General features: G+C 68.8%; 13 protein-coding genes and 4 pseudogenes. 10 read left to right on the forward strand and 7 right to left on the reverse strand.

What is annotated here, in order from left to right:
• Positions 1 to 201: 201 nt before the first annotated feature.
• Both STRNI_RS40760 and STRNI_RS40765 read right to left on the reverse strand, forming a co-directional pair.
• Positions 202 to 360 (reverse strand): annotated as a pseudogene (locus STRNI_RS40760) (IS5/IS1182 family transposase); the annotation flags it as partial.
• A gap of 41 nt (positions 361 to 401) precedes the next feature.
• Positions 402 to 929: an HAD family hydrolase gene (locus STRNI_RS40765; RefSeq protein WP_338149819.1), complete on the reverse strand. Its 528-nt coding sequence runs from the start codon at positions 927 to 929 to the stop codon at positions 402 to 404.
• A gap of 148 nt (positions 930 to 1,077) precedes the next feature.
• On the opposite strand from STRNI_RS40765, the pseudogene STRNI_RS40770 reads away from it, so the two are divergent.
• Positions 1,078 to 1,490, forward strand: a pseudogene (locus STRNI_RS40770) (MerR family transcriptional regulator); the annotation flags it as partial.
• A gap of 280 nt (positions 1,491 to 1,770) precedes the next feature.
• The gene (locus STRNI_RS40775; RefSeq protein ID WP_277413146.1) at positions 1,771 to 3,675 is read left to right on the forward strand and encodes a S9 family peptidase; all 1,905 of its coding nucleotides are present in this window, start codon (positions 1,771 to 1,773) and stop codon (positions 3,673 to 3,675) included.
• 489 nt (positions 3,676 to 4,164) lie between these two features.
• On the opposite strand, the gene STRNI_RS40780 is transcribed toward STRNI_RS40775, so the two are convergent.
• On the reverse strand, positions 4,165 to 5,145 hold the full coding sequence (locus STRNI_RS40780) for an alpha/beta fold hydrolase (protein WP_381845049.1): 981 nt from the start codon (positions 5,143 to 5,145) through the stop codon (positions 4,165 to 4,167).
• 638 nt (positions 5,146 to 5,783) lie between these two features.
• On the opposite strand from STRNI_RS40780, the gene STRNI_RS40785 reads away from it, so the two are divergent.
• Entirely contained in the window at positions 5,784 to 6,506 is a 723-nt protein-coding gene (locus tag STRNI_RS40785) for an SDR family oxidoreductase (RefSeq protein ID WP_277413148.1), read from the forward strand.
• Between the two features lie 613 nt (positions 6,507 to 7,119).
• On the opposite strand, the gene STRNI_RS40795 is transcribed toward STRNI_RS40785, so the two are convergent.
• A complete protein-coding gene (locus STRNI_RS40795) occupies positions 7,120 to 7,572 on the reverse strand; it encodes a VOC family protein (RefSeq protein ID WP_148589518.1) in 453 nt (150 codons plus the stop codon).
• 1,731 nt (positions 7,573 to 9,303) lie between these two features.
• On the opposite strand from STRNI_RS40795, the gene STRNI_RS40800 reads away from it, so the two are divergent.
• Positions 9,304 to 9,459 carry a hypothetical protein gene (locus tag STRNI_RS40800; RefSeq protein WP_159492127.1) on the forward strand — a complete coding sequence of 52 codons (156 nt, stop codon included), beginning with the start codon at positions 9,304 to 9,306 and terminating at the stop codon, positions 9,457 to 9,459.
• A gap of 1,045 nt (positions 9,460 to 10,504) precedes the next feature.
• Here STRNI_RS40800 and STRNI_RS40805 read toward each other — a convergent pair.
• Positions 10,505 to 11,421: pseudogene (locus tag STRNI_RS40805) on the reverse strand (IS982 family transposase).
• A gap of 70 nt (positions 11,422 to 11,491) precedes the next feature.
• Here STRNI_RS40805 and STRNI_RS40810 point away from each other — a divergent pair.
• The 6 genes and pseudogenes from STRNI_RS40810 to STRNI_RS41745 all read left to right on the forward strand — a co-directional run.
• On the forward strand, positions 11,492 to 11,881 hold the full coding sequence (locus STRNI_RS40810; RefSeq protein ID WP_037743720.1) for a hypothetical protein: 390 nt from the start codon (positions 11,492 to 11,494) through the stop codon (positions 11,879 to 11,881).
• A 276-nt stretch (positions 11,882 to 12,157) separates the two neighbouring features.
• Positions 12,158 to 12,364: a hypothetical protein gene (locus STRNI_RS40815; protein ID WP_274732646.1), complete on the forward strand. Its 207-nt coding sequence runs from the start codon at positions 12,158 to 12,160 to the stop codon at positions 12,362 to 12,364.
• A 348-nt stretch (positions 12,365 to 12,712) separates the two neighbouring features.
• Entirely contained in the window at positions 12,713 to 12,985 is a 273-nt protein-coding gene (locus tag STRNI_RS40820) for a hypothetical protein (RefSeq protein ID WP_159492131.1), read from the forward strand.
• A 105-nt stretch (positions 12,986 to 13,090) separates the two neighbouring features.
• Complete coding sequence (locus STRNI_RS40825) at positions 13,091 to 13,513, forward strand: YjbQ family protein (protein ID WP_159492133.1); 423 nt, start codon at positions 13,091 to 13,093, stop codon at positions 13,511 to 13,513.
• A gap of 288 nt (positions 13,514 to 13,801) precedes the next feature.
• A complete protein-coding gene (locus STRNI_RS40830) occupies positions 13,802 to 14,392 on the forward strand; it encodes a DUF5994 family protein (RefSeq protein ID WP_277413149.1) in 591 nt (196 codons plus the stop codon).
• A 317-nt stretch (positions 14,393 to 14,709) separates the two neighbouring features.
• A pseudogene (locus tag STRNI_RS41745) lies at positions 14,710 to 14,838 on the forward strand (serine/threonine-protein phosphatase); the annotation flags it as partial.
• Between the two features lie 125 nt (positions 14,839 to 14,963).
• On the opposite strand, the gene STRNI_RS40835 reads toward STRNI_RS41745, so the two are convergent.
• Together STRNI_RS40835 and STRNI_RS40840 are read right to left on the reverse strand one after the other, a co-directional pair.
• Entirely contained in the window at positions 14,964 to 16,469 is a 1,506-nt protein-coding gene (locus STRNI_RS40835) for a polymer-forming cytoskeletal protein (protein WP_274732640.1), read from the reverse strand.
• A complete protein-coding gene (locus STRNI_RS40840; RefSeq protein ID WP_277413150.1) occupies positions 16,466 to 20,302 on the reverse strand; it encodes a hypothetical protein in 3,837 nt (1,278 codons plus the stop codon). The genes STRNI_RS40835 and STRNI_RS40840 overlap by 4 nt, the downstream gene beginning before the upstream one ends.
• Between the last annotated feature and the right edge of the window lie 14 nt (positions 20,303 to 20,316).

Below are 20,316 nucleotides of genomic sequence, written 5' to 3' on the forward strand. Positions count from 1 at the left end.
GATGGGGTTACGGAAACCCCCCAGCCCCTGGGCCTGGCCGCAAGACAGGGTCAGCCGACTCAGCTCTGGAGACGTGGCGAAGTCCGACCCCTGCGGCACCCTTCGGGGGCCAGGGGGCCGGTAAATCGGCGAACGATCGCAACGACGGCCACGCCAGGACTATAGCGGGGCCCACGTGTCGGACCTATGCCGTTTTCCACACCGGTCCTCCAGCGGCAGACACCACGGCCGTCCCCGCCGCATCATCTCGTCCGCGCCTTCACGCCGTAGCGCGGTGATGAGTTTCTCGGCTCAGCGCGGGCTCAGCCCGGCGAACGGGGCTGTCCAGGACGGCTCGGACGCCGTGATCACACCAGCCACACGAAGATCATCCCAGTGATGCCCGATGCCGGCGGACGGGCTCAGGCCGTGGCATACCCGTGCGGTCCGGACACGAAGGCCAGGATGTGCGGGACCGCCTCACGCAGGCTGTCGAAGTGGCGGTGTACGCCCTCCACCGCGACCGCGGCGTTCACGCCCCACACCGTCATCCCAGCCTGTAGTCCGGACTGCACTCCGGACGGTGCGTCCTCAATGACCAGGCAGTCTTCCGGCTCGGCACCCAGCCGTGCAGCGGCCCGCAGATACGGAACGGGAGAGGGCTTGCCCTCCTCAACAGTGGCCGCGTCCACGATCACGCTCGGCACCGGCAGACCCGTCCTCAGGAAACGGCCGCGCACCCGGTGCTCGTAGTTCGAGGTCACCAGCGCCCAGGACTCCGTCGGCAGACTACGCAGCAGCTCCGACGCGCCGTCGAAGGCCGCATAGACGCCGGACCGCACGTCCTCGTCCTCCAACTCGTGCAGCGCGGCCAGGCACTCATGCGGATCGAGGTTCTCCGAGACCGCAGCGAACGTCTCAAGGGCCCGGCGATGGTCGGCCCCCGCGATGGGACAGTCGGTGCGGCCGCTATGGCCGCCGTCATAGAAGGTTTACGAGGCAGGGGCGTTGAGTGGCTTGTTGCACTTCTCTCCTATGAGATGGGTATGGGGTGGCGCCGCTTGACCTTGTCGCGGCGACAACGTTTCTACTGGCGCCATGCGAATCGGAGCGCTCGCCGGCACCGTCGGCATCGCCACCCGCGCCGTGCGGCACTACCACCGCATCGGGCTGTTGCCCGAGCGGCCGCGGCATTCCCACTGCTGTCGTGAGTACGCGCTGCGCGATGCTGTCGAGCCAGCCCGCATCCGCCATTGGGCTGAGCTCGGCCTGAGTCTGCCCGAAGCGAAGGATGTCCTGGCGGACGACGCGGGCAGGGACCTTCTCGAATTCCTTGCCGGGCTGGACGCCGACCTGGCCCGCCAGGAGGAGGCCATCCGGCAGCGCCGCACCCGCCCGGGTCGGCTGCTTGAGCAGGCCGAGCGGACCGGGTGGTTGCCCGCTGAGGCCCCCGTCCTCCCGAACTCGCCGCCTTCTTCGAGGATATGGCCCGCGCCTCGGCGCGGTTGCCCCGGCGCCCGTGCGCGGGCTGATCGCCCAGTGCTACGCCGGCGACCCCACGTCCGCGGTCGCCGCGATGAGGGCACGAGCAGGTCCTGCCCCCAGCACCTTCACCATCTCGGGCACGTGGTCGACGGCGGGTGGAACGCCTCATGTGGCGACGGTGATCTCGTGACCGGAACCTCAATGGCGTCGTGCCAAACCCGCGAGTTCTCATCGGCGTCTCCGGAGCCGGACCCCGCAGAGCATCAACCAACCCCAGCCGCAAGCGGCTTCAAGGAAGGAAGCACCATGGCACTGCCAGAACTGATCACGATTGAGGAGCTCTTCGGCTCACCCGAGCGCACACGGGCCTCGATCTCGCCGGACGGCACCCGGATCGCCTGGCTCGCGCCGTGGAAGAACCGTCTGAACGTGTGGGTGAGCAGCGTCGACAGCGACACCGACGCGCGGTGCGTGACCGCTGACGAGACCCGCAGCGTGATCAGCTACTACTGGACCGACGATCCGCGCCGGCTGCTCTACACCCAGGACACCGACGGCGACGAGAACTGGCACGTCCACCGGGTCGACCTCGAGGATCCGGACGCCCCCGTGGTCGACCTCACGCCCTTTCCCGGGACGAAGGTCCTGGAGCTGGACCTGCCCGCCGAACGCCCTGGCAAGGTGATCGTGCAGCTCAACGCCAGGAAGCCCGAAGAGTTCGACCTGGCGGAGATCGACATCGTGACCGGTGAACTCGCCGTTCTGGCTCAGAACCCGGGCCACGTGTACGGCTGGCTGTGGGGCGCCGACGGCGAGCTGTTCGCCCGCACCCTGACCGAGGAGGGCGACTTCGCGCTGTCGCGCTGGAACGCGACGGCGGGCGAGCTGGAGCTGATCACCACCTTCGATGGCGCCGACTACCCGGTGGGGATCAACCCGTTCGAGATGGCCCCGGACGGAGCCGGTGTCTGGATCGGTTCGACGCGAGGCACTGACCTCACCCGCGTGGTCCGGGTCGACCTGACCACCGGAGCGGAGACCGAAGTCGACAGCCACCCGACCCTGGACCTCGACGGGTCCCGGCGCGCCGTCGCCGGTCTGTCGTCGCCGCTGATCCGTAACCGGCGCACCGGCGCGCTGCTCGGCGTGCGCTACCTCGGGGAACGGCAGGAGATCCGCCCGGTGGACCCGGGCTTCGCCGCCGTATTGCGGAACCTGGAGGCGCTCTCCGACGGAGACCTCGGAGAGCTCTCGTCCGACGACAGCGGGCAGCGATGGGTCGCGAACTTCGTCCACGACCGCGACCCCGAGGTCACCTACTACTACGACCACATCACCGGCGAGAGCCGACTGCTGTTCCGCCCCTACCCGCACCTCGCCCCGGACACAATGGCCCCCACGAGGCCGGTGACGATCACCGCGCGGGACGGGCTGGCCCTGCCGTCGTACCTGACACTGCCGGTGGGGATCGAACCGTCCGCGCTTCCGATGGTGCTGCTGGTCCACGGTGGCCCCTGGTTCCGGGACAGTTGGGGATTCGACCCCGAGGTGCAGATGCTGGCCAACCGTGGCTACGCCGTGCTCCAGGTCAACTTCCGCGGCTCCATCGGCTACGGCAAGTCCCACACGCAGGCCGCGATCGGGGAGTTCGCCGGCGCGATGCACGACGACCTGATCGACGCCGTCGACTGGGCGGTCGCCCAGGGCTACGCCGACCCGGGCCGGATCGGTATCTTCGGCGGGTCCTATGGCGGCTACGCCGCGCTCGTCGGCATCTCGTTCACCCCGGACCGCTTTGCCGCCGCCATCGACTACGTCGGCATGTCGAACCTGGCAAACGTCATGCGCTCGCTGCCCCCGTTCCTCCAACCCGCGCTCGTTGCCAACTGGTTCCGCTATGTGGGCAACCCCGCTGATCCCGATCAGGAGGCCGACATGCTGGCCCGCTCGCCGATCAGCCGGGTGGGGCACATCCGTACACCGTTGCTGGTGGTGCAAGGCGCGAACGACCCCCGCGTCGTGAAGGCCGAGTCCGACAACATCGTCGCCGCGCTGCGGGAGCACGGGGTCGAAGTCGAGTACATGGTCAAGGACGATGAAGGGCACGGGTTCCTGAACCCGGAGAACCGGATCGACATGTATCGAGCGGCCGAACGATTCCTGCGCCGACACCTGGGCGGACGGCACGGGCTCCTCGAACCGACCATGTAGGACACGGTCTGAGCAGACCTCAGCCGGGTAGCCATTGCACGCCAAGTCCACCTTGTAGGTGACCCCACGGTCCTACATGAATGCCTCGTGTTGGTTTCAGAGCCGGTGGCAGCGGCCAGACGTCGGTGGCATCGGTGGCATCGGTGGCATCGGTGGCAGAGGCCAGCGGTCGTGAGGTGTGGTGTGTGAAGTGCGGTCGGATACGGTCGCCTTGCTGCGTGAAGCACGCACCGGACTGCTTGGCCGGCTGTCGCCTCCAGCGTCTTCGCGACCGCCGCTCCAGTGCGGCCGGTGGCCCCGAGGACCAGCGCCCGCGAGATATCGGCGTTCCGCGGCTTTCTCCTTGGCCTCATGCGACAGCAATCACCGAAGTGGCTGGGGAGTGGTCCCGTGATGGCTTCGGTGAAGGGCGGTGGAAACCACATCGAAGCCGGCCGTACGCCGTACGGTCGTCGGCGGCACAGGAGGCGACGCCGCCCTGGGGCGCCGTCAGGACGTGGGGCGCCCCCATCGGCGGCCCAGGAGGACGGCTCCTGCGCCCGCGATCAACGAGGCGGCGGCGATGCCGGTGAGTGCGGTCTTGGTCCGGGCGGCATGGGGGGACCCGGTGGCGGGCAGCTCGGGCCGGGCGGATTCGGCTGCCGTGGCGGCTTGGAGGACGAGGTCGGTGACCGCTTCGGGGTGGGTGATCATGGCGACGTGGGAGGAGTCGATCTCCACCGTGTGTGACCCCGCGCGCTGTGCCTCGAAGCGTTCCTGGTCGGGGTTGATGGTCCTGCCCTGTTTCGCGACGAGGAACCACGAGGGGATGTGTTTCCAGGCGGCCACCTTGGCCTTCTCCGAGAACGCGGTCGTTGCCACTGGCCGTTGGGTCACCGCCATGACCCTCGTGGTGCTCTCCGGCAGGTCGGCGGCGAAGACAGGCCGGAGCCTGTCGGGCTTGAGATAGAGGTCGGTCCCGCTGACGCCGCCGGCCCGGTAGGGAACGGAGTTCGTGGCGGTGCCGAGTTCGCTGGGGAACCTGGCGGCCAGGGACATGCCGCTCTCGCCCACGTCGGGCATCAGCGCCGATACGTACACCAGGGACTTCACCCGGCCGTTGCCCGCGGCGGCCGAGCTGATCAGGGCACCGCCGTACGAGTGTCCCACCAGCACGAGCGGGCCCTTGATGCTGTCCAGCACGGAGGCGATGTAGGTGGAGTCGCTGTACAGCCCGCGTAGCGGGTTGGCGGGGGCGATGACGGAGTAGCCACGGCGTTCGAGCCGCTCGACCACCCCGTTCCAGCTGGAGGCGTCCGCGAACGCCCCGTGCACCAGCACAATGGTGGGTTTGGCCGTGGTCGTGGTCGTGCCGCCGTCCGCGGCGGCAGGGGCTGCCACGGTCGCGCACAGGGCCATGGCGCACCCGGCTGCGATGAAGTGTGTGCGACGTATTCGGCGCCGTGAGCCGGGTGCCGGGCATGCTGCCATGGCGTTCTCGCTTTCCGTGAGGCCTACGGCATTTGAGTGTTCTCCCCTCCGCACCGGCAGGCGCGGCCGCGCACTCCAATCGGGTGCTCCGATGACTGTCCAGTGCCGTGCGTAGAGCACTGGCTCGACCGGCTAGCCGTCGTAGCAACCGTGCCACTGCGCGAACGTCCGTTCGCCTCGGGGAAAGCCACTCCCTGGATCAGGTCGCCATCGGCTGTGAGCCACCGGCCATCGCGATCCGTGCAGAGGGCCCCTGCGGTTCGTAGGCCGTGTCCTACATGACTGTTCAGCGTTGGCGGGAGAGCAGGCGGCCGCGAATGCGTGGGGTGTGCATATCACGTCCGTTTCCCCTCGTCAGGGACCGATTCGTGTCGGTGTTGCGGGTCTGAGCGCGAGCGGCGGGTGGCGATCGAGCTGGCCCGCCAAGGCGCCAGCGTCACCGTCACTGACATCGACGCGGCCACTGTGGCCGTGACCGCCGACGGCGCTGCGCGCGGCTTCCATTCCGGTTCCGGGCCAGCCGGGATACGCCGGACCTGGTAGTCAGTATCTTCAGGCGGAGAGTGGTCAGTGAGCGATGAGTCCGCTCTTTGCGTCAGGTCTGCACAGCCGTCAGCATCCGTGCCGAGGAGATCACCGTGCTACTGGCCAGAAAGACAGCGATCGTCCATGGCGGTTCCGGAGCAGTGGGGGCGGCTGTTGCTCGCGCCTTCGCACGCGAAGGCGCCGCGGGTCACCTCACCGGACGAACTGTGCCGCCCCTCGAAGACGTCGCGCGGCGCATCCAAGACGAGGGCGGGGTCGCCCACGTCGCCCAGCTGGACGCGACGGACCGCGACGCCGTCGACCGCCACGCCGATGCCGTGGCGGCCGCGGGCAACGGCATCGATATCTGCTTCAACGCCACGTCCAACGATGACATGCAGGGGAGCCCGCTCCTCGACATGGCCCTCGCCGACGTGCTCCGCCCGGTCACGAAGGCGGTGACGACCACCCTCACCACAGCCACTGCAGCAGCACGGCACATGGTCCGCCGTGGAAGCGGCGTCCTCCTCGTCATGGCCGGCGGACGCGAGACCATCGCCGACCTGGGAGGATCACACATCACCTGGTCCGCCCTCACAGGCGTCTGCCGGCAACTCGCAGCGGAACTCAGTCCGCAGGGTGTCCGCGTCTCCTGGCTTCTTTCACCCGGCTCTCCCGCACCCGGTGAGGAGAACCGGGCCGATAAGGCGGCGCTCCTGGCCGAGCGCCCCGCCTACGACGACGTCGCCAACGCCGCGGTCTTCGCCGCCTCCAGCTGGGCCCGCACGATGACAGCCACCGAACTCAACCTCACCGGTGGGCTCGTACCAGACTGATGCTTTGACGGTCACGGGTGGCATCGGGGTGGCCGGCAGCTCGCGCGATGCCGCTGGCTGCGAAGACACTGTCCGGCTCGCCCCGGGCACCGCGTCCGTGAGCTCCCGGCGGCCAGCGGTGCGCATGTGGGGGCGGGCGGCAGCTCGTTGTTCATGAGGAGCCTCCTGGGGGGCATGCCCGCTGCCCGGACGATGCTGAGGAACTGCTCAACTCCCTGCACTTTCAGGTGGGGTTTGTAGCCGCCTGCGAGGACGCTGATCTGGCGGACGCAGCGGGAGGCGCCGATCCGCTGGGCGAGCGCGAGGGCTTCGCCGGCGGTGGCGGCGCTGTGGTCGATCTCGGCCTGACGCAGCAGTCCTTCGGCCTGGCGTCTCCGTTGATTCCGGGGGGAGGAACGCCCCTTCCTCAGGTCTCACCGCCCCAGCCCGGACGGCTACGCAGCCCCTGTCGCAGCCGGCGCCCACCACCAGACCCACCTCTGGGACCAGCCCGTCTACGTCGCCCCCTACGCCCGCGCTGCCGCTGGCTCGAACGCTCCGACCTCGCCGTTGCCGCCACCGGCGCCGTGTACCTCGAAGCCTCCGGCCTCCCGATCTGCCTGGGAAGGATGAACTACCCGGAATTGGTGTCGGTGCGGGCGAAAATACCCTCCAGCATTCCGGTGGCCTGCCCGACCTCGATCAAGTAACCATCAGGATCGCGCAGGTAGCAGCGGACTTCGGCACGCCGGTCGATCGGCGGAGTCAGGAACTCCGCTCCCTTCGCGCTCCATTGGGCGTAGCAGGCCTCGATGTCGGCGACCCGCAGGTTCATGAAGCTGGAGACGGTGTGCGGTTCACTGGGTGGTACCAGCGTCACGTCAGGCTTGTCCGGGGTCGGGCCGCCGCCCGGATTCATGATGATCCAACTGTTGGCGAGCTTCACGATGCAAGGGTTCTCGTCCAGGACGACCTGCCCGCCGAGCACCTCGCTGTAGAAGCGGCGCGAGCGCACAACATCACGCACCGTCAAGAAATGCGTCATCAGCAGCCCCTCACTCGGGGCTGGAATGCCGTCATTGTTCATCTCTGGACCTCTATCCGCCGACCGCGATACCCGGCGCATTGATTCCACGAGCCCGACGCAGCCGAGCCCCACACCGCTGCGGTGCCGCTACGCCCATACAGTCCAGTGTCGTGCAGGAGCCGTTTCACTGGTCAGGCCGTGCCGGTTGATGGAGGCACCGCGGTAGGCCGTCGGCATCCCTTGGGGGATTCGTGCAGCCGCCAGCGGCACGCGCCTCCAATCACCGGGACGGGAAGAAGCCGAAGGTGTGATCGACACCTTGGCGATGGCAGCGAGTCCCGTGGTGGCGCTTCCCCTGTATTTGGCTTCCACTTCCATGTCATCGCGTCACGGTGCCCGCTGCAACCCGTGGCACCCGGCCGGCGCCCGAGCGACCCGTCTGCCTGCTTCGAGGGGATGTATGGGGCACCTGTCGGTCACCGACGGGAGCGGTGACCGCCTGCCAGGCGGGGCGGGTCGGGCAGGTGACGACGGGAATGGAACCATCTGACCATGCACTGGGCCTGCGCAACTCTGCGCGATCAACCACCTCACCGCACCCGACTGGGGGTTGAACCGGTCCATGGCACTGCTACTCGCATAGCAACTGCGCCTTACCGTTTGTGACGACCTTCGAACGCGAGGTCAACGGGTGGACCGCTTTCGCCGGAGCGTAGGCCTTCCGTCAGCAGGGCCGAATTGGCGCCTCGACTATTGGGTAAAGAATTCCACAAGGGGTGCGATTCAGCGCCCTGGAGATTGCCAGGAGAGCCGCTGACGGGAATACTGAAAATCGATCGTGCCAGGGAAGGCGCGGAAGCGCGCTGCGTGTGACCAGATGTGCCTCACGCAGCGTTTCCCTTGTCCAGGCACTAGCAAAGTCGGGGGATGTGGCAGTGCCCAATGACCTGTTGGCGAAAACGGGTTCAGGGTGCCGGAGCGTCGCAAAGCGATGAGTTGCCTCCGCCGTTGATGCCTTTCCTCATCGAGGGCTGCGAGCCAGGAGGCTCCAGCAGATCACACCCCGTTGCGGATAGTGCGAATGGGCATCGGCGCAATCGGCAGTCCCGGCTTCGCACCACCTTCGAGGCCGGTCCTCATGAGGGAGGGCCGGCCTCGAAGTTGACCCGTAGGGGCGCTAGAAACGGCCTCCACGGCCGAAACCGCGTCCTCGACCAAAGCCGCGTCCACGGCCTCGACCGCGTCCACGTCCATAGCGGCGTCCACGTCCACGACCGTAGCCACGCCGGCCGTAGTCGTCCCAGTCATCGCCATGCCTGCGGGGGAACACACTTCGGAAGCTCATCATGCCTCCTTGGATCTGTGATGATCATCCAGCTGTCCAAAACTGTCCAGCTGAACCACGTCCCACGCTACGCCGTGACGCGAGCCGAAATCAAACGGGAGATGGCTGAAAGTTGAGGTAAATTTTCCGCTTCTTCGCGTACTCAACGTGGCCGCTGATTGCTCTCTGGATTCCCACTTTTCCGCCCAGGCTTATAGGATTCAGAGTGGCGATCTCATCGCGCGGTCTGCACTTTGGGTCACGGCGCCCAAAGGTACAGCTATCGAGGCCAACGTCTTGTCCGCATCAATTCAGTGATTAATGGTCAGGCGAGCCGGTGCAGTCGACGTCTACGATCTGTGCCACTTGCTTCGCCATCTCTGTCAACACCTCCAACGGCGGCAACGTTTTGGTGAGTGCAGGGTCCACGGCTCGCCTTGGTATGAGCGTGCTATGCCTCGTTCAAATTGCTGGACGATGCAGAACGGCGGCTGCGTGAGAGGTTCGCCGCCTACCTGCCCGAGAAGGAGACCCAGTTGGTGGCCGCCGACCAATGGCCTTTTGGCGCCTCCTCGTTCTCCGCCTCCACCACCGCAGCCGTTTGGCGCACCGTGCCCTCCTGAGGCGTAGTCGCCTGCGCTGACAAGTCAATCCCCATACCCCGGATCTGGACCGGTTCGAGCACCGACGGGCGCACTCGCACGTAGTCGAGGTGCCGGGCGCGTCTCATGTCGTAATGACCAGCCACCCGGGCCTGATGGCCCATGTGATTGAAGACGCAGCCCAGCACACGGGCGCTCGCCTCCGGGTCTGAGGGTCGGTTGTCGGGAACCGGGCCCCGGTTCCTGATCCCGTGCAGGCGCAAAGATCTCAGCCCTTCCGGGCGGGGTGGAGCCTGGAACCACCACCATCGACCCGCGCAATCTCCGGCAAGTACGCGGAAAGACCCCTCGGCAGAGCCTGCCAAGAAATAATCGTCCATGACATCTCATGACAACGGCTAACACTTGAGGCACCCTCATGTCCCAGCTCCCGATGCCTTCCGGCCTGTCAGGACCGCTGTGTGAACTCATGGTGCGCCTCCACGAGCTTCACGCCTTGGCTGGTTGACCGAGTGTCCGGCGCCTGGAGAAGGAGGTGCCCTACAGCCATTTCACGGCCCATCAGATGTTCACTCAGCCCGACCTCCCCAAAGCCACGGCGCCACGACCTCGCCGCGAGCGATACCGTTTTACGACCGACCGTTCACCGCGATTCCCTATGACGACGTGTGCGAGGCTCTGGCTGTGAGCCCAGCCAGACGTAAGGTTCTTATCCTCGACTGCTGCTTCTCAGGACGAGCGGTTCAAGAATCAATGGGCACCGTGGCGGAACTCGCCGCCACTACCGGCACCTACGTGTTGAGCTCGATATCCTCGACCCGCGCCGCGATCGCGTTCCCTGGGCAAGCTCTACCCCGACTTCACAGGCATGCTGATCGACATCCTTGAGCGGGGAGTCAAAGGCGCTCCTGAGCTACTCGACATTCGGACGATCTATCACACCCTCAGAGAACGCCTGGCGGGCCAAGGAGCGCCTCAGTCAAAGATGACGAGTCGGGGAGGAGTTCCCTTGGCTCTCGGCTTGAGCCACGCTGCTGACGCCGTCTAGATGATCTAGTCCAAGGGGTCAGTGATCGTAGGCGATCACTGAGCGTAGGACGGTTTGTCCGGTGGCGTCGTTGTGCCAGATCGCGGCGGTCAGCGCGAGGATGCGTTGCATGACGCGGACTATGACACCTCCGGGTGTGCGCTCTCGGTGCCGTTCGAGGTCAAGCTGTCCCTTGAAGGTCTCGTTGATCGATTCGATGACCTGTCGCAGCGGCTTGAACAGGGCTGCTCCGGGCCGTTTCCGTTCACCTTTACGGGCAGGCCGCAGCAACTGGACTCCATGCTCGGACAGTTCGCGTTCGAAACCACGGCCGAAGTAGTTCTTGTCGCCGATGAGAGTCTGTCGGGGCGCTCTCGCAGAAACTCGCATTCGGCTGCCAGGAGGTCATGGAGGGTCTCGCGTTCGTCGGCCTTGGCCCCGGTCAGGGCGAAGGCGATGGGCAGGCCCTGAAGGGTGCAGACCAGGTGCAGGCGCAGGCCCCAGAAGAAGCGGCTGTGGCTGGCGCAGTAGTAGCCGTATTCGGCCCAACCTGCCAGGTCGGAGCGTTTCACGGTCTCGCGGGAGCGGCCGCATTCCACCGGGGTGGAGTCCACGCCCCATACGTCGTCGCTCCACACCGAGGTGGTGGTGGCCAGGATCCGGTTGACGCTTCGCATCAGACCGGCGGCCTTGCGCAGCCGCTTGTTGTAGCCGGGCTGCTGGGGCAGGTAGGGGAAGAGGTGGCGCAGGTGGGCACGGGCATGGCGGAGCCATTTGGCCTCGGAGGTGTAGCCGAGTATGGCCTGCATCGTGGCGAGGGTGACCAGTTCGGCATCGCTCAGGCGGGGCGTAATGTCGACCGGCGGGCGCCACGGCGCCAGGTCGGGATGCTCCTTCAGCATGTCGTCGGTCGTTGCATAGAGTGCTGTCGCGAGGGTGTCCACGTCGTTCGTCACAAAACGATCTTGGACACCCTCGTTCTCGTCTCCGCAGGCACCCCTTGGACCACACCACCAGGAGGAACCAGTGTCATACCCGCAACTGCTCACCCCCGAGGAGAAGCTCGCCGACGCGAAGAAGCTGTTGAGCCTCCCGCGTATCGTCGTGATCTGCGGCTCCACCCGCTTCATGACCGAGATGAACGAGGCCGATCTGCGGGAGACCAAAGCCGGAAAGATTGTCGTCAAACCGGGCTGTGACATGAAGTCGCCGCACGAACTCTGGTCCGATCCTGTCGAGGCCGAGGCGCTGAAGGTTCGACTCGACGATCTGCACCGGGCGAAGATCCGGCTCGCTGATGAGGTGCTCGTAGTCGGCGACTACATCGGAGACAGCACCCGAGCCGAAATCGCCTACGCCCGGTCGCTGGGCAAGCCCGTGCGGTTCACGCACCCCGAAGTCGACCCTGACGCCTGACCGCCCGCTGCCACCTCGACAACCAGGGCCGGCAGCCCGCCGCCTGACCGTCTCGCGGTGGCTTCGGCCGCCGCCCACCCCACACCCTCCGCAGGCATCCCTTGGAATTGATCATCTAGGACCATCCGCACTCGCCCCACCGCGGCCTCCAGCTCATCGACCCGGCCACTGTGCGTGCGGTGGTCCGCCAAGCCGTCCGCGACATCCGCACCGCCCGGTCTCCGCCGCCGGACGGTCCGATGGCTGATCCCGCGCTCGCTGCGCTGCGCTGAACTGTTGACGACCTCGCTGCCAGTACCCACGCGATTCGGCTACCTCCTGCTCGACACCGCTGACCACCACCGGATCGACACCGTCGGCGTGCGGTCCAACGCGATGGTCGTGGTCAGCGCCGGCAGGGGGGTGCCCAAGCGGCGCACAAACCGCCTCCGCGAACTCCTGGTCTCGCGTGGATTCGGTGGACCGCCGCCCGGAGTACGGTGAACAGGTCAGGACATTTCGAGCGCTCCCGTCCTTGCCGGAGTCGGAAGGCCGGCGGCGGGCCTGGCAAGCTCATCTCTCCACCCGTCGGTAGCTCGCCGCGGAGAGCACGACAAGGGCGTAGAGGACGCCAACCGTTCCCTGACTGGCGGCGGTAGGTGTGAGCATTCACCCCGTGGGCACCTCATAGGCCAGACAGAGAGAGGCCGGCATGAGACCTGTAGAACCGAGTGCCTGCGGGGACGGCCGAGGCCCGTATCGTCGCCGCATCCCTTGAGGCCGCGCGCCGGGGCGCAGAAGTTCTCCGGCACTGCGATGAACGCGACGCAGTTCTCCCCAGAGGTAGCAGTCATGGCATCACTGACCGAGCGGAAGGCGTACCGCGAGAAGATCATGCAGGCGCTGTATGAGGCCACTGAAGGCAACCGCCTTCTGGGTGTCACCGGGGCCAAGCTGGCGCAGGATCTCGCGATCCCGGCGGAGGATCTGGCTGCCGCCTGCACGTATCTGGTGGGCGAGGACCTGATCACGGTCGACTGGGCCGCAGGCAATACGCCGGCCATGGTCACGCTGACGCACCAGGGCATTCGGCGCATGGAGGCTGAGGAAGAAGAGCACGGTTGACGGCTTGCTCAGGCGGCGTCCGAACCCCTCGGCTGCGAGCGGAGGCCCGGAGAACAACCCATCCGGCCGTTAGTGCCGTTCCTCCGCGGCGGGTACCGGTGAACCATGGCTGGCACCTTCACCACCCGCACGCTCACCATTGCAACCGGCGCCACGGAGACCATGCACGACCTGACGAACGCATGCTCCGCGTTTCTCCGGGAGGCCGCTCATGGGCGAAACGGACTGCTGAACGTTTTCACCCCCCACGCGACGTCCGGCCTGGCCGTCATCGAGACCGGCGCGGGCAGTGACGATGATCTGCTGGCAGCGCTTCGCGGCATTCTTCCCGCGGACGACCGCTGGGGGGACCGCCACGGTGGTCCAGGCCGCGGCAGCGGCCACGTGCTCCCGGCTCTGGTGCCACCACACGCCACGTTGCCCGTGGTCGATGGCGAGCTGGAGCTGGGGACCTCGCAGTCCCTCGTACTGGTGAACACCGACCGTGACAGCCCCGAGCGCCAGGTCCGGCTGTCCTTCCTCGGCTGACCGGACGATCCACACGGTCCTGCGGCTGACAGCCCCCGTCGGCAGCCGATCTCGTACGAGAGCGTCCGGCTGCCCGCATGGAGGCGCTGCCTCTTCTCCATTCTTGGGCCGCCTGCTCCAAGGTCTCCTGTGCCGTTCGCCCCGTTGCTCCGGATCGGCTCGGCGAGCCTTACCAGGAGTAAGCTGGAACCACCGAGGGCAATTCGTACACCAGCCTCCATGCTCGTGTCGTTTTCGGCGATTCACGACACCGGGCCGGTGTGGTTGGCCCGGGGCAAGGTCCGCGTCATGACCACGACCATTCCGTATACGCCGGCGGTCGAAGACCGGACCTCTTCGCTGCCCCTGCGACTCATACTGGCACCGGCCGGCACCGCACCAGCTCTGCTCGACGGTGCGTGGTGGCCCCGCTCCCGTGACCTCACGGCGGAACTTCCCGCACTGACGGCCGTCCTCGACCCGCTGTGGGGGCGGATCACCCGCGTCACGGTGAACCCCACCTTCTGGCCGGTCATCCCACGGAAGGTGCCCGTCGACGGGCATGTGGTGGGTGTCGGCTGGTTCACGGCCGAGCAAGACCCCCACAAGCTGCTGCTGCTCTCCTACAGCATCGGCCGCTGGGACCTGCTGGTCATCCCCCCGGAGACCAGCCCGGCCACCGCCGCCCGGCTCATGACAGAGGCCGCCGATCCGCTCGGCACCCTCACCGCGAGCGCCCTGATGAACGAAGCGGAGCAACGCCAGATCGCGGAGGAGACGGAACTGTCCCTCGTCTCGGTCTGGGACTCCGAAGGCGGCCATGGAGCAAGCCTGCCGACCTCTCGTTCCCCCGCCCGAGCAGTCATTGCTCAGGTACCAGACGCGACGGAAAGTATCTGAGCATCGTGGAAGCTTCGAGAGCGCGGCATCGATTCCCGTAACCCGCTCCGGAGGAAAGCCCCAGGCCAACAGCCTGGGGCTGATCTCTTATCCGGACTGTCTCCCACGGTGCGCCGTTCGCGCACCGCAACATGCCAAACAGTGCCGCGTTGGCACATAGTGCTGGATGGGCGGCAGCGACGCACCCACGAAGGCCGGTAGCGACGCGCGCCCCGGTCAAGCCGGACCCGGAAACCGACGCTCGTCTGGGCTGTGTCGACTACTTCGGGGGCGTTTGCCAGCGTTCTCAGGAAGTGGTGGGGTGCCGGGCAGTTGATCAACATCGGGTGCGCTCGCTCTCCCACACCTTGAGACAGGAGCGGGGTGGGAGCACCAGTGACGATGCGAACCTCTTCCTGATCGAGCGGCGCGGGGGTGCCGCCGACCACCTCGCCGTCCTGGAGTGAGCCGACAGCCGCACCACTATGCGGCGGAGCACCGAAAGGCGGCCGGAGCCCGGCAGCGGTCGCCCCACGTGACCGCCGTGGTGTGCTGGCCGACGGCCTCGTTCCCCGTGATCACCCGGATCGGCTCACTTCCCGGCCGGGGGTTCCGTGGTGGTGGTGTCCTCGGCGGCCGGGAGGTCCTGGAGGGCCTCCGCGGTGGTGGAGTTCCGCTCGACCTTCCAGTAACCATTGTTGATCGGATTGCCCGGCTTCCACCGGAAGATGTATCCACGGTCGCCGTCGTAGTCGTAAGCCGGTGCGTAGAGGTAGCCCCCGTACCGCGTGTTGCTCATGCTGATCGTGTCGTTGTGGGCAAGGACGCCCTTGCCGCCCCGGGTGACGTCGACGTCGGCGTTCAGCGAGCCCGTGACCTTGAGCGAGCCGGTGACGCTTCCGTTGACCTGCATGTCCTTGCCGACGACGAGCTTGCTCGGCGTGTAGACCGTGACGTTGTGGTAGAAGACGGACTCGCCGGCGGTGCCCGTCTTGAAGGACTTGTTGACCTGGACGTCCCCGTCCGCCGTCAGCTTCCCGGTGATCTGGGCCGTGCCACCGGCCGAGACGTTCCCGTCGACGCGCAGTTCGCCCGTCGCGGTCAGCTTCTTGCCGTTGAGGACGGAGACGGGGTGGTTGAACTTCGTCTCGGACGTGCTGCCCGTCGTCAGGCTGCCGTCGGCCTGGAGGGCGCCGCTCACCGTCAGCTGGGCCAGCGTCTGGTCCGTGACGCACACGGTCAGGTGGTCCCAGCGCACCACGAAGCCGCCGTCCGGGGTGGGCGTGACCGTCTTCAGGGCGAACGCCGTGTCGCGCCGCACCGTGTTGGCCGGGACGTCGTACTTGCTGCCGCCCGCGATCGCGGCGTCGGTGACGCGCCGGTCGTCCATGTACAGCTCGTGGCTGTCGCCCCGTACGTGGTGCCACTCCAGGCGGACCGGCGCGTTCGCGGCGATGCGAGTGGCCGGCGGGCCGCCCTGGCTCTTGAGGGCGACGAGGGCGCGGCCGATACCCGGGGCCGGGTCGGCCCCACTGCGGAAGGGGAACTTCGCGACGTCCAGGGTCGTGGTGTGGGGCGTGTCGGGGATCGTCCCGTCCGTCGTCGCCCACTCCTCGATCTCGATCCTGGCGACGCCCGCCTTGTCGCTGACCATGATGCGGCGGAGCGTGAGGTACAGCCCGTCGACGGTGACCTCGCTCTCCCCGCCCTGCGGCGCGATGCTGAACCGCACCTTCGACGGTCCCGCCTCGCCCGCCGCCGGGAACACCGCGGTCTCCGCCGTCGGCACCGCGAGCAGGACGTCGGACTGTACGTCGACGACGGTCCAGCCCGAGTCGGGCTCGACGTAGGCGGAGATGCCCTCGCCCGTGAGTGCCAGGTCCTGGGCGAGGGTGCCGACGGGCAGCACGATGGCGATCTTGCTGCACCGTACGGGCGTGCTGCCGCTGTTGGAGATGACGAGGTCGATGTCGGCGTAGGAGTTCTCGTCCTCGTCGCCCGGCTTGACGTCCGGCGGGCTGGCGGTGAGCGGGTTGGGGACGGTCGTCAGGGCATAGGTGAGCAGGGGGCCCTGGTCCGCTCGGGGCGCGTCGGTCATCGGCGGTCTCCTTCGGTCTCGTCGGCGGGGGTGGGGCGGAGGGTGAGGCGTCCGGTGCGCAGGGCGGGGGCGGGGTGCGGGTGGTGGGCCTCGCCGTCGGCGGCATAGGTGTCGGCCTCGGTCCACCGGTCGCCGGTGGCGCTCTCCACCCAGGTCCAGGTGCCGTGCCGGTCGGAGGGGCGGGGCAGCAGGAGCGCGGGCGGGTGCGCGGCGTGGCCGCCGTTGCCCGCGGGGTCCGGCTCGGGCGCGTACGGGGTGGCGGGCAGTGGGCCCAGCCGGAAGGACACCGGGAGCTCGGCGAGGGGAGGTTCGACGAGCCGGGCGGGCAGCCGTACCTCCGCCGTGGGAAGGATGTCGGTGGTGGCGTGCACGGTGCCGCGCGGGTCCGCGAGCAGGGTGAGGAAGGCCGCGTCGCGGTTCTCGGGGTCGCTGCCGGGCGGCCGGGCGGGCAGCGTGAGGGAGGATCCGGTGCCGATGGGGGCGAAGTAGTCGCGGGCCTCGTCGGGGAGTTCGGGGGTGTCGAGCACGGTGTGCAGCAGCCTGTAGTCGGTGGCGCGGTGGTCGCCGTGGAAGTAGCCGACGAGGCCGTCCGCGAGCTCGTTCCGCTCGCCGAGCCGGACCGGCCAGCGGTAGGAGGGGTAGCCGGGTGGGGTCCCCTCGCGCAGGTTCCGCCAGGCGGGGTCGGCGTACGGCGGGCCGTCCAGGTCGATGCCGAGGCGGACGCGCAGGAGCGCGAGCGGGCGGCCGAGCAGCACACTTGGGGTGTACGGCGCAGGGGCCTCGCCCAGGGGCGCGGTCGTGGACAGGGTGCGGTCGATGACCGTGAGGAGGGAACGCAGGGCGGCCGGGCCCCGGTCGGCGGCGGTCAGGGCCACCAGGAAGTCGTGCAGGTGCGGGTATGCGTCGCGCAGTTCGCCGATCGTGCGGTAGCGGGAGTACGGCAGCGGGTGCCAGGTGGCCCGGGGGAGGCCGTCGGGCGGGAGCGTGGTGCGCAGCTCGCCGAGCGGGGCCCCGTCCGGGGCGTAGGCGTACAGCGCCCGGTCCAGGTAGCCGGGGACGAGCCAGGCCGCGACGGCCGTGGTGTCCGGATCGCTCGACGTGGTGAGCGGGTTGAGGTCGTCGCGGGCGTCGAGCAGGGTGAACCCGGCGCGGGCCGGCTGGACCAGGCGCGGGGTGAGCTGGGTGAAGCGGTACCAGGTGGGCGGGTTGATGGTGTGGTGGCCCTGGGCGGGGTCGGCAGGGCTCCTGAGCGAGGGGGTGAGCTCGGCGGGGAGCTCGGGGGCGAAGCGGCGGGCGGGGACGCCGACGCCGATGACGTCGCCGGGTTCGTTGCCGGCCGCGAACAGCAGGGCGCGCGGGTCCGGGAAGATCGCCGGCAGGGTGTGCCCGAAGCGGTCGATCACGGCAAGCCGCTCGAAGGCGAACTGGCCGGCGCGCAGCGGCTGGTAGAGGGAGGCGTTCCAGCCGGTGAAGGGGCGCGGCCGGGCGCCGGGGTCGGGCGGCAGGGTGCGGGCGGCCGCCTCGGTGAGCGCGGTGCGCAGGTCGGGCGAGAGCCGGGAGTGCGGGTTGAGGGAGGCCGGGGTGTGGCCGCGCGCCGTGAGCTGCTCGGTGAAGCCGACGAGCGGCTGCGCGAACAGGTCGGCGTCGTCGGCCTGCCGGGCCAGGGAGCGCAGGGCACCGGCGGCCGGCCCCGGGTGGGTCCGGGCGTACTGGCGCAGCGCGGCGGCCGTGGTCTTCCCGGGGGTGGGGGTGAGGAACTGGCGGCCGCGGAGGCTGACGGGGACAGGGTGGGCGCCGGTGCCGAGCCAGCGGTAGGAGGTCCCGTCGAAGCTCCAGTTGGCACGCCCGGCGCCCGCACCGCCCGGGTCGCCCTGCCACTCGATGGGGAAGTAGTCGACCTTCCACTCGAAGAACAGCGGCGACCAGGGCTGGCGCCAGGGGGCGGTGTACGTGCCCGGGGTGCCGACCGCGTTCTCCTCCGGCGCGCGCATGGCCTCGGTGAGCGCCGTGACATCGCCCGCGTAGCCGGCGGCGCGGGCGAGGGCGCGTGCGTTGGAGGGGGCGAGGTGGAGCAGCTCCCGCAGCAGGGAGGCCAGCACCCCGGCCAGGCCGTCGGGGGCGGGCAGGTGGGGTGGCGCGGGGGTGTTCGCCTGGCTCGCGGAGACCGTGGTCCCGGCGGCCCGTACGCCGGTGACGAGCGCGGCCGGCCAGCGGCAGGCGAGCGGCGGAGCCTCGTCCTCCTCCGCGTCGTCGTACGTGCCCTCGGGCACCGTGTAGAGGTCGGTCGCGGCGGGCTGCTCGGGGTCGGGCGGGAGGGGCCGGTCCTTGGTGCCGCGGATCACGACGACGGGGTCGTTGGGGAGCTGGAAGCCGGGCAGGACGTCCCGTTTGAGGACGACCTGGTCGGCAGGCAGCCCGTGTGCGTCTTGGTAGGCGCGGATGGCGTCATTGAGGTCGTCGGGGGATTCGGCCCAGGGGATCGCGGCGCGTAACGTCGCGACGGTGTCGCGCTCGGCCTTGGCCTCCTCGGTCGCGGTCCTCACCAGCGCGTCGAGCCGTTCGCGGTAGGCGCCGGCCGGCTCGCCCGGGGCCTCGGGGACCTTGGGCAGGTTGGCGGCCCACCACAGGTCGTAGAGCCTGCGCTGCGCGCCGATCAGGTCCTGGACCGCGGCGTCGTGGGCGGCCTGGGCGGTGTTGAGCCGGGCCAGGACCTCGGCGTACGCGGTCCGGGCGGCACGGGGCCGGCGGCGTGCGCCCTCGGCGGGGGCATCCGGTGGGACGTCCTCCAGGACCCAGGTGTAGCCCGCGTGGGTGGGGGTGAACCAGGAGGCGTGGACGGCGCGTTCGGCCCGGAACTGCCCGTCGGGTTCGTCGAGCAGGTCGAGTACGCCGGAGTGGACGGCCGAGAGCAGCGCGGCGAGCTCGGGCGGGGCGCCGGCCCGGCGGCCCGCGTGCTCCGTGATCGCCTTGGTGGCGTGCTCGGTGTTGTTGCCGACGCCGATGGTGACGTAGTCGGGCCGGTCGGAGGCGGGCATCGGGCTGCCCTGGCGCTGCCAGGCGACGTCGAGGACGGTGCCGTGGCAGACCGTGCGGGCGCTGTCCGGGGCCGTGCCGTCGGCGGTCCAGCGCAGGGCGGCCATGCGGTCGGCGGGGTCGCCGGCCAGCGGGTCGGCCGCGGGGTCGCCGTACCAGCCGGCGACGAGGTAGTTCAGCTGCCACGCGGTCCGCGGGTCGAGGTCGTCGGTGCGGTCGTGCACGGAGAACACATCGGTGTTGTACGGCTGGTAGGCCGCGAACGTGGGCAGGCCGGGGCCGACGGCGGTGAGGAACAGCCCGCCGGGGGTGCCGGGTTCGCTCCATTCGCCCGTGGCCAGGCCGACGCGGCGCCCGATGCGGGTGAGGCGCCCGTCGCGGTCCATGTAGGGGCTGGTGCCGAGGGCCGGGTCGAGGTGGTCGCTCTCGACGATCCAGCCGGTGTCGGTGCGCTCCCCGGACGCCGTGGCGACGGCCTGGCGGACGACCAGCCACCGGTTGGGGACGAGCGGGAAGACGGGGACGCCGTCGCCGTCGGTGTCGGTGCCGTGCGTGAGGGCCTCGGGCAACTGCCAGTGCAGGTAGATGCCTTCGCGCGCGGGGTCGGAGTTGAAGGCGGTGTCCGTGTTGGAGAACGCGGGTGGTTCGGGTGACAGGTTGAGCCGGGTGAGGGCGTAGTTGGCCTGCCACCGCTGGAAGACCTCCGCTAGGCGGACCCGTTCGTTGACGGCCAGGGCCTCGATCTGCATGGGGACGACGAGCGGCTGCTGTGCGGCGGCCGCTCCGGGGGTATCCGTCACTGCGCCTTCCTGCC

The organism is Streptomyces nigrescens, from assembly GCF_027626975.1.
Classification (GTDB): domain Bacteria; phylum Actinomycetota; class Actinomycetes; order Streptomycetales; family Streptomycetaceae; genus Streptomyces; species Streptomyces nigrescens.